Consider the following 13532-nt stretch of genomic DNA (forward strand, 5'->3'; position numbering starts at 1 on the left):
CCGAGAACGGTGAGATGGCGCTCGGCAAGAACCTCCTCGTCGCGGTTCGGCATCCCGCGGACATGCGGTCACCTCGGGAGCGCAGGGCAGACCGCAGTCCCAGGGCGCGCGTCGGGCGCGCCGCCCCGCGGGGCCCGCAGCGCCGTCACCGACGCAGCGACCACGTCGCGGACCGGATCAGCCCAGCAGCATTGGCCTCACCCCGGCGGTCTTCGCCATGCCTCGACTCCTGCTTGTCGCATGCCCGCCTGGACGGCGCGTCGTGCACAAGCCCCGGCCAGCTCACCTAACTGCCCTGGGCCGTGGCAACTGCCAGCCAGCCGCCACCAAGTGGCCGTCAGCCAACCAGCCGCCAGCCGATGCCAGCGGCCACCAACTGGCCGCCAGTCGACGGCAGCGACCACCAACCGGCCGCAAGCCAACCAACTGCCGACCCCAGCCGCTCCCGCCCAGCCGCCAAGCTCCAGCACAACCTCAGGCAGTGGTCGCCAACGCGAACGGCAACACCCCCTCCGCGCCGGCCTGGCGCAGCAGCCGCGCCGCCAGGGTCATCGTCCAGCCGGTGTCGATCAGGTCGTCCACCAGCAGCACCGGACCGCGGCACTGCGCGACGCTCGCCGCCACGTCCTCCGGCAGGCTCAGCCTCCGCCACAAATCGGCCAGCCGCTGTGCGCTGTTCGCCTGCCGGGGCGGCGGTCCGGCCGAGGCGAGTTCGCCCAGATAGTCCAGCCGTCCGATCGCCGCGAGTCGCAGCGCGAGGCTGTCCACCAGTTGCGGCCGCGTCGCCGACGGGATCGCCACCACCGCCACCGGACGTTGCGCCCACTGCCAGCCCGCGAGCACCTTCACACACGCGTCGAAGACCGAGTCGGGGACCTCCGCGTCCTTCGCGCCCGGGCCGAGCAGTTCGCGCAGCCGCCCGCCCCAGCCGACGTCCGTGAGCCGGCCCAGCACCTGCCCCGGCTCGGCCTGTTCGCCCGCTTTGATCCGGCCCGACAGCGGCACGTCGAGCCCGCTCATCCCGCTCGGCCACTGTTTGCGCGGCGCGACCTCGACGCCGGGCCGGTCCAGCCGTTCCCTCGTGGCGCCCGTGACTTCCTCGGACACCGCCGTGCTCCAGTGCTCCCCGGTGCAGTTGTCGCACCGGCCGCACGGCGCCGCCTCCGGGTCGTCCAGTTGCCGCCGCAGATACTCCATCCGGCACCCGGTCGTGCGGATGTACCCGAGCATCGCCTCTTGCTCCGCCGCCCGCGCGACACCGACGCGTTCGTACCGTTCCCGGTCGTACTCCCACGGCTGCCCGGTGCTTTCCCATCCGCCGCGCACCCGGCGCACCGCACCGTCCACATCGAGCACTTTCAGCACCATCTCCAGCCTCGACCGGGAAAGCTCGACCGACGGCTCGAGCGCGGCTGTCGAAAGTGGACGGTCGGCGTACGCGAGCGCGTTGAGCACCTGCGTGACGCGCAGTTCGTCCGGGAATGCCAGCGACCCGAAGTACGCCCAGATCGCCTTGTCCTCCCGTCCGGGCAGCAGCACCACCTCGGCCCGCTCGACGCCGCGTCCGGCACGGCCGACCTGCTGGTAGTAGGCGATCGGCGACGACGGTGCGCCCAGGTGCACCACGAACCCGAGGTCCGGCTTGTCGAATCCCATTCCGAGCGCCGACGTCGCCACCAGCGCCTTAACCCGGTTGGCCAGCAGGTCGTCCTCTGCGGCCTGGCGGTCGGCCGGATCGGTCTTCCCGGTGTAGGCGGCCACCGGATAGCCGCGGTCGGACAGCAACGCGGCGACGTCGTGCGCGGCGGCGACGGTGAGCGTGTAGATGATTCCCGACCCCGGCAGCTCCGCCAGGTGCTCGGCGAGCCAGGCCAGCCGCGCCTCGTCGCTGGGGAGTTCGGCCACGGCCAGCCGCAGGCTTTCCCGGTCGAGCGGGCCGCGCAGGACGAGCGTGTCCGTCTCGCCGCCGATGCCGAGCTGCTCGGCGACGTCCGTGGCTACCCGGTCGTTCGCGGTCGCGGTGGTGGCCAGCACCGGCACGCCTTCCGGCAGGTCGCCCAGCAGCGTGCGCAGCCGCCGGTAGTCCGGCCGGAAGTCGTGGCCCCAGTCGGAAATGCAGTGCGCCTCGTCCACCACGAGCAGGCCGGCGCTGGCGGTGAGCTTCGGCAGCACGCTGTCGCGGAAGTCCGGGTTGTTGAGCCGCTCCGGGCTGACCAGCAGCACGTCCACCTCGCCCGCGGCCACCGACGCCTGGACTTGGTCCCACTCCTGCGCGTTCGCCGAGTTGATGGTGGCCGCGTGGATCCCCGCCCTGGCGGCGGCGGAGATCTGGTTGCGCATCAGGGCGAGCAGCGGCGACACAATGACCGTCGGCCCCGCTCCCTGTTCCCGCAGCAGCGCGGTGGCCAGGAAGTACACGGCCGACTTCCCCCAGCCGGTGCGCTGCACGACGAGCGCGCGCCGGTGGTGCGCGACCAGTGCCTCGATGGCGGTCCACTGGTCCTCTCGGAGGGCGGCGTCGTCTCCGGCGAGCGCGCGGAGCAGGGTCTCCGCGCGGGTCCGGAGGGCTGGGGTGGTATCGGTGGTGTCCACGCCCCCGGTCTACCCCATGCCCCCGACAATCCCGGAGCCGCCCGGACCGGAACGGACAGTTTCCGGCCGGAAACGCAGAGTTATGTGACTCATGTCACAACAGTAACCTAGGTCGCAGCCGCGACGGGAAGCCCTCGCGTGCCCGCGCGTATAGGCTCACCGGCTATGTCACCACGCCGGATCGGGGTCATGGGCGGCACCTTCGACCCCGTGCACCACGGCCACCTCGTCGCGGCCAGCGAGGTCCAGTCGCGGTTCGCGCTCGACGAGGTCATCTTCGTGCCGACCGGGCAGCCGTGGCAGAAGTCCGGCCGCCGCGTCACGCGCGCCGAGGACCGCTACCTGATGACGGTCATCGCCACCGCGTCCAACCCGGTCTTCTCGGTGAGCCGGGTCGACATCGACCGCGGCGGGCAGACCTACACCGTCGACACGCTGCGGGACCTGCACGAGGAGTACCCGGACGACGAGCTGTTCTTCATCACCGGGGCCGACGCGCTCGAGCAGATCCTCACCTGGCACAAGGCCGACGAGCTGTTCGACTTCGCGCATTTCATCGGCGTCACCCGACCGGGCTATCGGCTCAATTCGCACCATCTGCCCAGCGGCAAGGTGAGCCTGGTCGAGGTCACCGCCATGGCCATCTCGTCCACCGGATGCCGCGAGCGCGTCGAGCGCGGCGAGCCGGTCTGGTACCTCGTGCCCGACGGCGTTGTGCGCTACATCGCCAAGAAGGACCTCTACCGCAAGGACGCCGAGGCCTGACCGGGTACCCTCGTCCGGGCGTACCCCGAATCTGAAGGAGCACTGTGGCAGCGACGTCCGAGGCACGGGACCTGGCGGTGGCGGCCGCGCACGCGGCGGCGGACAAGCTGGCCACCGACGTGGTCGTCCTCGACGTGTCCGAGCAGCTCGTGATCACCGACGCGTTCGTGATCGCGTCCGCGGCCAACGAGCGGCAGGTCGGCGCGATCGTCGACAACGTGGAGGAGAAGCTCCGCATCGAGGGGCACAAGCCGGTCCGGCGCGAAGGCGCGCGCGAGGGCCGCTGGGTGCTGCTCGATTACGTCGACGTCGTCGTCCACGTCCAGCACGCCGACGAGCGCTCGTTCTACGGCCTCGAGCGGCTGTGGAAGGACTGCCCGCGGATCGAGGTCGAAGGGCTGGCGACGGTTCCCGCGAACGACACCGGCGACGCGGACGGTCCGGAGGCGTGAGCCCGCGGCGGCTGCTGCTCTGGCGGCACGGCGAGACGGACTACAACGCCGCCGGCCGCATGCAGGGACACCTCGATTCGGCCCTGACCCCGGTTGGCTGGAACCAGGCGCGCTTCGCCGTGCCCGCGCTCGCGCGGTTCGCGCCGGAGCTGGTGATCGCGTCCGACCTGCGCCGCGCCACCGACACCGCGACCGTGCTCACCGAGGCGATCGGCGTGCCGCTGCAGATCGACAAGCGGCTGCGCGAGACCCACCTCGGCGAATGGCAGGGCCTGACCGGCGCCGAGGTCGACGAGGGCTACCCGGGCGACCGGGAGCTTTGGCGCACCAACGCCGCGTGGGCCCCGCCGGGCGGCGAGTCCCGGGTCGAGGTGGCCGAACGCGCCGCCGAGGTGGTCGACGACCTGATGCAGCCGAACTCCGACGCCGGGGAGTCGGTCCTGCTCGCCTCGCACGGCGGCTTGATCCTCGCGCTGACCGCCAAGCTGCTCGGCCTTCCGGTCGAGGTCTGGCCGTCGCTCGGCGGGATCATGAACTGCCACTGGGTCGACCTCGGCCACCGCGACGGGAAGTGGCGGTTGCACGCGTACAACGCGGGCATCACCGGCTGACCCGATGAGCCCGCAGCTGCTCGTCTTCGGCGATTCACTCTGTTTCCACGGCCCTGAAGGCCCTTGCGCGGCCGACGATCCGCGTCTGTGGCCCAACGTCGCCGCGAACGCGTTGTCCGGAAAAGCCGACCTCGTCGCCGGCATCGGCTGGACCGCGCGCGACCTGTGGTGGTCGCTCACCGGCGACCCGCGCGTGTGGGCGGATCTGCGCCGTGTCGACGCCGTCGTGCTCGCTGTCGGCCACATGGACACACTGCCGTCGCCGCTGCCGACGTACTTGCGTCAAGGACTTCGCTACCTTCGCCCCGACGGCGTGCGTCGCGTTGTACGCGGTGCCTATCTCGCTGCGCAGCCACGGCTGTCTGTCGTGATGCGCGGACGTCCTCGCGTGCTTCCTGCGCGGCTGAGCGTGAGCTACTTGGACCAGTCCGTCGAAGCGTTGCGCGCGTTGCGGCCTGAGTTGCCTGTGTTCGGAATGCTGCCTTCAGTGCACCGCGCTGACGCGTACGGGCGCGTACACACGGGACGCGCCGAAGCAGCCGCCGCGATCGCTTCGTGGGCCGCGCGATGCGAAGTGCCGTTGCTCGACACGCCCGGCGTGGTTGGCGAACATGTCTTGAGCGGCGCGGGAAATCCCGACGGCATGCACTGGGGATGGGCGGGACACGAAGCTGTCGGCACCGCCATGGCGAAGCTCGTTGCGCCGCACCTCGGCCCTGGCAACGTAGGCTGACGACGTGTCGGTCGCCGTGGTCACGGATTCCACCGCGCACCTGCCCGAAGGCTTCGCCGAGCGGCACTCGGTGCGCGTGGTGCCCCTGCACGTCCTCGTGGAAGGCGTGTGCTCGCTCGACGGCGTCGAAATGGGTCCCGCCGCGCTCGCGGAAGCGCTGGGGGAGCGGAAGATCGTCACGACTTCCCGGCCCACTCCAGCCGAGTTCGTCACCGAATTCCGGGCCGCTCTCGACGCGGGCGCGGACGCGGTCGTCTCGGTGCACCTGTCGAGCGAACTGTCCGGCACGTGGGAAGCCGCCGTGCTGGCAGCGGAAGAAGTCGGTTCCGACCGGGTCCGCGTCGTCGATTCCCGCACTACGGCGATGGGTCTGGGCTTCGCTGCCCTGCACGCCGCGGACGCCGCCGCTTCCGGAGCCAGCCCCGCCGAAGTCGAAGCGGCAGCAACGAAAGCGGCCGAACGGTCGTCAACGTTGTTCGTGGTCGAGACGCTGGAGCACCTGCGTCGCGGTGGCAGGATCGGCTCGGCCGCGGCGTTGCTCGGCACCGCGCTGGCGGTGAAACCGGTGCTGCACATGTCCGACGGCCGGATTTTGCCGCTGGAGAAGGTGCGCACGATGAACCGCGCGATCGGGCGCTTGGTCGAGCTGTCCGTGCAGGCGGCGGGCACCGGACCGGTCGAGCTGGCGGTGCACCATCTCGCCTCGCCGGAGCGGGCCGTCGAATTGGCGAACCGGCTCGAGGAAGCGATCCCGGGGTGCGCCGGGGGATGCGTGGTGTCGGAGATCGGCGCGGTCATCGGCGCGCACACTGGTCCCGGCGTGCTCGGCGTGGTCGTGCAGCGCGCTAGCTGAGTTCCTGGTTGCCGAACCGCGCGAGCAGGTGCCAGACGCGCTTGAGAGCTTGCTCGCCGTGGCCAGCCGCTTTCCCCAGTATCCGTGGGTCGAGATGTCCGTCCTCGGCCAGTTCGGCACCGAGCGCGGTGAACTTCGGTCCGCGGTAGTCGGGGTGCCGAAGCAGTTCTCCAGTGGTGAGCCGGAACCCTTCGTGCCATTCGACCCTGCCCAGTTTCCGGGCCGTCGCTTCGATTTCCGTTCCTCGATAGGACGGATCGAGTACGAGTGCTTCGACGTCCCGAGCCAGGTCCACCTCTCCGTGCACCTGCGCCTCGATGTAGTCGTCCAGCAAGTCTTTGTCGTCAGCCTCCGCGGCTGCGACCAGCGCAGACAGTCGATCCTCGACGCCGAACGCCGTCGGCTCGAAGAAACTGTCGGGATAGGTGAAAGTGGTGCGGGACATGGTGTGCCGGGCGAGTCGCAGATGCGCCGAACCGAACCGCGGCGAGCCGCCTGTCTTCCGGCCGCGGAAATTCAGCGACCCGTATTTCGGCCGGTGCTCCGGTGCGGCCTCGTCGTAGGCGCCCGCGAACAACCGGCTTTCCCAGCGCCAGCGGTCTACGCCCGGATGCGCGGTCAGCCCGCCGTTGCTGACGCCGGTCTCGAACTGCGAGCGGTACCGGCCGTCCCGCGCCATGCACTCCAGGATCGGCACCCGTCGACCAGCCGATCCGGGTGGAAATGCAGCGTGACCCGTCATGACGGATCCGCTGGCCCGCCAGCCGCCAACCCGGCGACATGGGCGACCGCGCGTTCCCCAGGCTCCACTCGGATCACGGCCAGGACATCGTGATCGTGCGCTCGAAGTTGACGTACCCGGCGCGCCGGAACGCGTTCGCCATCGGGACGTTGCCGAGGTCCGTCGCCGCCCGGATACGAGGAACCTGTTCCGCAGCAAGGATTCGGGTGCCCTCGGCGAGAATGTCTTCGATGTAGCCGTTGCCGCGATGTTCGGGCAGGACGGCCAGATAGCCGATGACCGGGTGGTAGTCATTGCGTGCCGGCGTGACGAATCCGACCGGCGTGCCGTCGGGCAGAGTGGCGACTCGCCACCAATCCCGAGGACTGCGGTAGTGCGCCAATTCGTCCTGGTAATGGCGGATTGCCGCTTCACGAGCGGACATCCGGGTCAGATCGTCACGGCTGTGGGCGTCGAGGGTCCCGTTCAGGACCCGGGTCATCAGGTCGAGGATCTCGTTCTCGTCGCGGATCTTCCGGAAGACCAGCCGGTTTCGCGGCGGGGCGACCGGAATCCCTGGCCGCCACTCGAAGCGCAGCCGCTCGGCGAGCAGGTGAGCACCGTTCTGTTCGAGCGCGGCCATCCGGTCTTCGACCACGCTCCGGGTCGCGGCTTTTTCGCGCCAGTCAACGGGAATTATCCGGTTGTAGACCGGGGGTCGAGTGCCCGCGGGCAGAATCTCCGCCGTCGCGGTCCGGAGCAGCCGCGCGCCGATGGTCACGTCCTCGACATCGAAAAAGTCCAGCAGAAACGGGACAGGTTCCTCAGCCCGCCCCCACCACGCGGCCCTGGCGACGAGTTCTCCGCCGCGAAGCGCGACCCACAACCACTCCGGCCTGCGTCGGCCGGTGGCGAGGTCGTCGGCGAGTTCGTGGTCGAGCCCGTAGGTGAGCTGGCAGAAGAGATCGAGTTCTTGCGGCCCAGAGATCGGGCGGAAGGTCAGTTCGGCGTGGTCCACAGCTACGGCATGCCCCCGTTCAACGGCTGACTACCAGATCTAGCGGACGATTGCAGCGGACGCGAACGCTTTTCGATCGCCAGCGCAGCAGGCCAAACCCGCCAGTATGACCGCGCACCCCGACAAACTCCGCCGCGTCTCGGGCCGTAACGGCCGAACTGTCCCCAAGGGGCGGGTTGTCCACAGATCGCGCGGAACCCCCTCGCCGCCGGACCGGCCGACGCCTAGCGTCGATCGTGTGTTCGAGCACTCCGCCCGAGACCAGGGCACTCCCGTCACCGTCAGGCTCACCTGGCTGGCCGACCAGCTGGCCGCGGCCCCGCACCTCGCCGGACCCGGCAGCGGGTCGGCACGCCGCTGGCTGCCCCTTGGCGGGCCGGGCCGATCAGTGCGCAGCAGCGGGGCGGGCGAGGCGGATCGGTTGTCGGCAGGTGCAGACAGCGACCTGGACGCGGGCGCGGAGCTGCCTGGCGGAGATTCGGCTTCGCGGACCCGGGGCGAGGGTTCGAAACATCGACTGTCTGCGGGTGCCGACAGCCACCTGCAGACAGGCACAGACGGCGCGGCTCCTGACTCGGTACCGGGCCGGAAAGCAAGGCTGTCTCCAGTTGCTGACAGTTCACCGCTTCTGGGCGGCCAGTGGGATGAAGTGGCGAGCAGTTTGGCGGCGACTGCGGACGGCGCTGCGAACGACCGGCCGCTCGGCTCGATGCCGCTCCCACGGTCGGCGGGCTTGAAAGGTCGGCTGTCGCCAGGCGCAGACGGCCCGGCATCCGACTCAACGCCGCACTCGCGCACCACGGGGCGGAAATCGCGGCTGTCGGCAGGTGCTGAGAGGCCTCTGTCGGCAGTTGCAGACGGCGGGGCACCGGCTTCGCGCACCACGGGTCGGAGCCCTCGGCTGTCTGCAGCCGCTGACAGTCATCTGTTGGCAGGCGTGGACGGCCAGGCACCGGGCTCGCGCACAACGGGCAGGAAATCGTGGCTGTCGGCAGAGGCTGACAGTCGTCTGTTGGCAGGCGCGGATGGAGGGGCACCGGTCTCGCGAACCACGCGTCGGACACCTCAGCTGTCTGCAGCCGCTGACAATCGTCTGCTGAGAGGCGCGGACGGCGGGGCACCAGACTCGCGCACCACGGGGCGGAAGTCGCGGCTGTCTGCAATTGCCGACAGTTCACCGCTACTGGACGGCCAGGTGGCACCCGCCGCGGACGGTATGCCGCTCTCCCGGCCGACGGGCCTCAAAGCCCGGCTGTCCGCACTTGCCGACAACCCCGAACCACCGGAAAGCCCCTTGCCCGGCGGCAAACTGGTCCGCAGCTGGCTGCCGGAACACACCGAACACCGCCTGGCCCGCCGCTGGCTCCCCGGCTCAACTGGCCTGACCGGCTTCCTAGGCCGCCGAGGAATGATCTTCGCCCTGGCCTTGCTGGCCGCCACCGCCGTCATCGCTGGCGGCCTGGCAATCTTCGGCCGCTCACCCGCAGCAGAGATCGCTCCGCCGCTCCCAACCGCCCGGGCGCAAGTGCCGCACGCGTCGAAAGCCAACGAGAACCTGGTAATCAGCGTAGTCGGCCACGTACGTTCGCCAGGACTCGTCACCGTGCCGTCGGGCTCCCGCGTCGCCGACGCCCTCCGCGCAGCCGGCGGTGCCGACCCCGGCGTCGATCTGACCGCGCTGAACCTCGCCCGCAAACTCACCGACGGCGAACAGTTGGCAGTCGGTGTCCCAGCCGCCCAATCGGCACCGGTCGGCTCAGGAGCCGCGCCCAGCAAAATCGACCTGAACTCCGCGACCGCCGAACAACTCGACAGCCTCCCAGGCGTCGGCGAGGTCACCGCGCGGCGCATCACCGACTGGCGTACCCAGCACGGCGGATTCTCGAGCGTCGAACAACTCCGCGACGTTGACGGGATCGGCCAGAGCAAATTCGAAAAGCTCCGCGAGCAGGTGACCGTCGGATGAAACTGGACACCGAGGAAAAGTCGCGGCGGGACCACGATTTCCGCCTCGTCCCCGCTGCTGTCGCCGGATGGGCGGCCACCCTCGCCGGACTGCACCTTGGCTGGTGGGTCGCGACCCTGGTCGGTGCGGTAGCGATCATCTGCGCCACTGTGCTTCTGGTGCGCGGCCGCACCAGATATGTCGGTGTCGGGGGAGCGCTGCTGCTGGTAGGGCTCGTGGCAGCAGTACCCACCGCCCTGCGCATCCACGACGCGGCAGCCGACCCGCTGGGATCCGCTGCCGTACATGGCGGCACAGCGGCGCTGCGGGTCGAGATCAGCGAGCGCCCACGGCCGATCCACCAAGCCGGTTACGCCGATCAGCAGGCAGGTACCCGATCGGTGGCGATTCCCGCACGAGTCACAACGGCCACAGTGGACGGTCGTCCCGTCGAGTCGACCGGCAGGGTGCTGTTGCTGGCACCGGTCGCGGGATGGAGCGGCCTGCTGCCCGGCCAGGAAGTTACGACGTCCGGTCGCCTCATGCCCGCACGCGGCGGCGAGTTGACCGCCGCAGTACTCTCCGTCCGCGCGGCGCCAGCCGACGTCGGGCCAGCACCGTGGTGGCAGCGCGCCGCCGCAGTCCTGCGGAACAGTTTGCATTCGCTGTGCGCGATCCTGCCGGAGGAACCAGCGGGCCTCCTGCCTGGACTGGTCCTCGGCGACACGAGCGCGTTGCCGCAACGAGTCGAGGAGGAGTTCAAGGCCTCCGGGCTCACCCACTTGATGGCAGTGAGCGGCGGAAACCTTGTCATCATCGGCGGAGCCGTCCTCCTGCTGTGCCGATTGGTCCGTGCTGGACCGAGACTTTCCGCCGCAGCGGCTGGGAGCAGCTTGGCAGGTTTCCTCGTCCTGGTCGGTCCTGAACCGAGCGTCGTGCGGGCTGGCGTCATGGGCGGCATCGGCTTGCTCGCGCTGGCACTCGGACGGCGTGGTTCAGCGTTGCCCGCGTTGGCCTTCGCGGTGTGCGTACTGGTGGCATGGGACCCGACTATGGCGGGAAATTTCGGTTTCGCGCTTTCGGTTCTCGCAACGGCAGGCCTGGTGCTGCTCGCGCCGCGCTGGGCGGATTCGCTGGTACGAAGGGGAGTTCCTCCCGGTTACGCCGAAGGCCTCGCCGTGCCGCTGGCCGCGTTCGTCGTCACCGCGCCAGTCATCGCCGGGATGGCGGGAACGGTCAGCATCGTCTCAGTTGTCACCAATGTCCTCGCGGCACCGGTGGTCGCGCCGGTGACCGTGCTGGGAGTGCTGGCAACCGTCGTCGGGCCATGGTGGCCAGGTGCGGGGCATCTGCTGATCCAGGTGGCAGATCCGGAGGCCCGGTGGCTGATCACCGTCGCCCGGCACGGCGCGAGAGCGCCTGGCGCGGCGCTCTCCTGGCCGGGTGGCTGGTGGGGCGGACTATGCGCGGCTGTCCTGCTGGTCGTAATCGTCGTGGCGGCGCGGTTTCGCCGGCTCCGGCTGCTGGTGGCGATCGGATTGGTCGTTATGCTGCTGACGGTCGTGCCGGCCAAAGTCCTGGCTCCTGGCTGGCCGCCGGACGGCTGGGCGATGGTGGAATGCGATGTCGGACAAGGAGATGCGGTCGTCCTGGCTACCGCCGAACCCGGACGGGCCGTGGTCGTCGACACCGGGCCGGAGCCGGGGCCGGTCGACGAATGCCTGCGGAGGCTGGGCGTCGATCGGGTGCCGTTGCTCGTGCTGAGTCACCTGCACGCGGACCACATCGGCGGCCTTGCCTCGGTATTCGACGGCCGGGCAGTCGGCGCGATCGCGGTCGGTCCAGGACGTGCTCCGGCATGGGCGTGGCAGTCGGTGTCCGGCGAAGCGCGGCGTCGAGGCGTGCCGCTAGCGCAATTGAGCGAGGGGCAACGGCTGGAGTGGCCGGGGCTGTCGCTGGAGGTGCTCGGTCCGCGTTACGCCACCACTCGCGCACCCGCTCTGCAGGACGGCACGATGATCAACAACAGTTCCGTGGTCCTGCGCGCCGAAACCTCGGCTGGCCGGGTTTTGCTGACCGGGGACGTCGAACTGGCCGCGCAGGCGGATCTTCTCGCCGAGGGTGTGGACCTGCGGGCTGACGTCTTGAAGGTGCCGCATCACGGTTCGCGGTATTCGCTGCCGCAGTTCCTCGCGGCGGTGCGGCCGCGTACGGCGTTGATCAGTGTCGGCGCGGGCAACGGATACGGACATCCGAGCAAGTCCACAGTGGACGTTCTCGGCACGATGGGAGTGCTGGTCACCCGCACCGACGTGGACGGGGACACCGCCGTCCTGCCTGGAGGAAGCGGATCGGCGGTCGCGCGCCGGGGCGAGCCGCGGGGTCCGCCGCGGTAGTGCGGCGGACCCCGGGCCGGTGCGTCAGTAGCCGAGCGCCTTGGCGACGGCTTCGGCGGACGGCGGCACGGTGGCCTTCGGGCCGACGTGGTTCTCGACCGCGTCGAGGGTCTTGAGGCCGTCGCCGGTGATGAGGAGGACGGTTTCGGCGTCCGGGTCGAGCTTGCCGGTTTCGACGAGCTTCTTCGCGGTCGCCACGGTGACGCCGCCCGCGGTCTCGGTGAAGATGCCTTCGGTGCGCGCGAGCAGCCGGATGCCTTCGACGACCTCTTCGTCGGTGACGTCCTCGATCGCGCCGCCGGTGCGGTTGACCACGTCGAGCACGTACGGGCCGTCGGCCGGGTTGCCGATCGCGAGCGAGCGGGCGATGGTGTCCGGCTTGACCGGCTGGACCACGTCGTGGCCGTTGCGGTACGCGGTGGAGACCGGCGAGCAGCCGGTGGCCTGTGCGCCGAACACCTTGTACGGGCTGGCGTCCACGAGACCGAGCTGGCCCAGCTCGCGGAAACCCTTGTCCACCTTGGTGAGCTGGGAACCGGAGGCGATCGGCACGACGATCTGCTCGGGGAGGCGCCAGCCGAGCTGCTCGGCGACCTCGAAGGCGAGCGTCTTCGAGCCCTCGGAGTAGTACGGGCGGACGTTGACGTTCACGAACGCCCACTTCGGGTGCTCGGCGGCCAGTTCGGTGGCGAGCCGGTTCACGTCGTCGTAGTTGCCGTCGACGGCGATCAAGTCGCCGTCGTAGACCGCGGTGGTGAGGATCTTCGCGCGCTCGAGGCTCTTCGGGATCAGCACGACCGACCGCCAGCCGGCGCGGGCCGCCGCGGCGGCGGTCGCGTTGGCCAGGTTGCCGGTCGACGGACAAGCGAGGACCTCGAAGCCGAACTCGCGGGCGGCCGCGAGCGCGACGGCGACGACGCGGTCCTTGAACGAGTGCGTCGGGTTCCCGGTGTCGTCCTTGACCCAGACGCTCTTGAGGCCGAGCTCCTTCGCGAGCCGGTCGGCGCGCACGAGCCGGGTACAGCCGGGTTCGGTGTTCGGGATCTCCTCGACGTTCGAGGGGACGGGAAGGAGTCGCTTGTAACGCCAGATGTTGCGCGGGCCCGCCTCGATGTCCTCGCGGCGGACGCGGCCGAAGTCGTAGGCGACCTCGAGGGGCGAGAAGTCTTCGACGGAGACGAATTCCGGAGCGAGCGGCTGCCGGTGCCCTTCTTCCTTCGACACCAGTTCGACGGCCGGACCGAGGTCGATCGTCTTGTTGGCGGAGGTGGCGCTGAGGGCTGCAGTCATCGCGAGGTTCCTTTCCTCATCTGCCCCGCCGAAGCGGGCCGGAATTGGCACCGTGGTCGTCAGCTACCCCGCGATCGCGGGATGACAGGCTGTACGCCGGTTGCCGGGGCTTCGTCGGGCCGTTCCCTCTGCCCCTCTGGATGAGCGGTATTCGGT

The 13532-nt window shown here is 70.0% G+C and carries 11 protein-coding genes and 1 riboswitch; of the genes, 7 read left to right on the forward strand and 4 right to left on the reverse strand.

Annotated elements, in window-relative coordinates; translation table 11 throughout:
- Positions 1 to 474 precede the first annotated feature (474 nt).
- Positions 475 to 2592: a RecQ family ATP-dependent DNA helicase gene (locus tag H5411_RS34335; RefSeq protein WP_183126197.1), complete on the reverse strand. Its 2118-nt coding sequence runs from the start codon at positions 2590 to 2592 to the stop codon at positions 475 to 477.
- Positions 2593 to 2757: 165 nt separating this feature from the next.
- Between H5411_RS34335 and nadD the strand changes: the two genes are divergently transcribed.
- The 5 genes from nadD to H5411_RS34360 are packed head-to-tail and all read left to right on the forward strand — an operon-like array spanning position 2758 to position 6006.
- The gene (gene nadD / locus H5411_RS34340) at positions 2758 to 3357 is read left to right on the forward strand and encodes a nicotinate-nucleotide adenylyltransferase (protein WP_078560899.1); all 600 of its coding nucleotides are present in this window, start codon (positions 2758 to 2760) and stop codon (positions 3355 to 3357) included.
- Positions 3358 to 3401: 44 nt separating this feature from the next.
- A complete protein-coding gene (gene rsfS / locus H5411_RS34345) occupies positions 3402 to 3809 on the forward strand; it encodes a ribosome silencing factor (protein WP_101434249.1) in 408 nt (135 codons plus the stop codon).
- The gene (locus H5411_RS34350; protein ID WP_101434250.1) at positions 3806 to 4420 is read left to right on the forward strand and encodes a histidine phosphatase family protein; all 615 of its coding nucleotides are present in this window, start codon (positions 3806 to 3808) and stop codon (positions 4418 to 4420) included. The genes rsfS and H5411_RS34350 overlap by 4 nt, the downstream gene beginning before the upstream one ends.
- 4 nt (positions 4421 to 4424) lie before the next feature.
- Positions 4425 to 5153: a diglucosylglycerate octanoyltransferase gene (gene octT, locus H5411_RS34355; RefSeq protein ID WP_101434251.1), complete on the forward strand. Its 729-nt coding sequence runs from the start codon at positions 4425 to 4427 to the stop codon at positions 5151 to 5153.
- 4 nt (positions 5154 to 5157) lie between these two features.
- Entirely contained in the window at positions 5158 to 6006 is an 849-nt protein-coding gene (locus tag H5411_RS34360; RefSeq protein ID WP_101434252.1) for a DegV family protein, read from the forward strand.
- Here the strand turns inward: H5411_RS34360 and H5411_RS34365 are convergent.
- Both H5411_RS34365 and H5411_RS49090 read right to left on the reverse strand, forming a co-directional pair.
- The gene (locus H5411_RS34365) at positions 5999 to 6685 is read right to left on the reverse strand and encodes a DUF3626 domain-containing protein (protein ID WP_101434253.1); all 687 of its coding nucleotides are present in this window, start codon (positions 6683 to 6685) and stop codon (positions 5999 to 6001) included. The genes H5411_RS34360 and H5411_RS34365 overlap by 8 nt on opposite strands.
- 136 nt (positions 6686 to 6821) lie before the next feature.
- On the reverse strand, positions 6822 to 7745 hold the full coding sequence (locus H5411_RS49090) for a GNAT family N-acetyltransferase (RefSeq protein WP_101434254.1): 924 nt from the start codon (positions 7743 to 7745) through the stop codon (positions 6822 to 6824).
- Between the two features lie 937 nt (positions 7746 to 8682).
- Here H5411_RS49090 and H5411_RS34375 point away from each other — a divergent pair.
- Entirely contained in the window at positions 8683 to 9711 is a 1029-nt protein-coding gene (locus H5411_RS34375; protein WP_376772266.1) for a ComEA family DNA-binding protein, read from the forward strand.
- Positions 9708 to 12086 carry a ComEC/Rec2 family competence protein gene (locus tag H5411_RS34380; RefSeq protein ID WP_101434255.1) on the forward strand — a complete coding sequence of 793 codons (2379 nt, stop codon included), beginning with the start codon at positions 9708 to 9710 and terminating at the stop codon, positions 12084 to 12086. Before H5411_RS34375 ends, H5411_RS34380 begins: the two co-directional genes overlap by 4 nt.
- A gap of 24 nt (positions 12087 to 12110) precedes the next feature.
- On the opposite strand, the gene thrC is transcribed toward H5411_RS34380, so the two are convergent.
- On the reverse strand, positions 12111 to 13376 hold the full coding sequence (thrC, locus tag H5411_RS34385; RefSeq protein WP_101434256.1) for a threonine synthase: 1266 nt from the start codon (positions 13374 to 13376) through the stop codon (positions 12111 to 12113).
- A gap of 13 nt (positions 13377 to 13389) precedes the next feature.
- Positions 13390 to 13523: riboswitch (SAM riboswitch) on the reverse strand.
- Between the last annotated feature and the right edge of the window lie 9 nt (positions 13524 to 13532).

Origin of the sequence: Amycolatopsis echigonensis, from assembly GCF_014174495.1 — a bacterium.
Classification (GTDB): Bacteria; Actinomycetota; Actinomycetes; order Mycobacteriales; family Pseudonocardiaceae; genus Amycolatopsis; species Amycolatopsis echigonensis.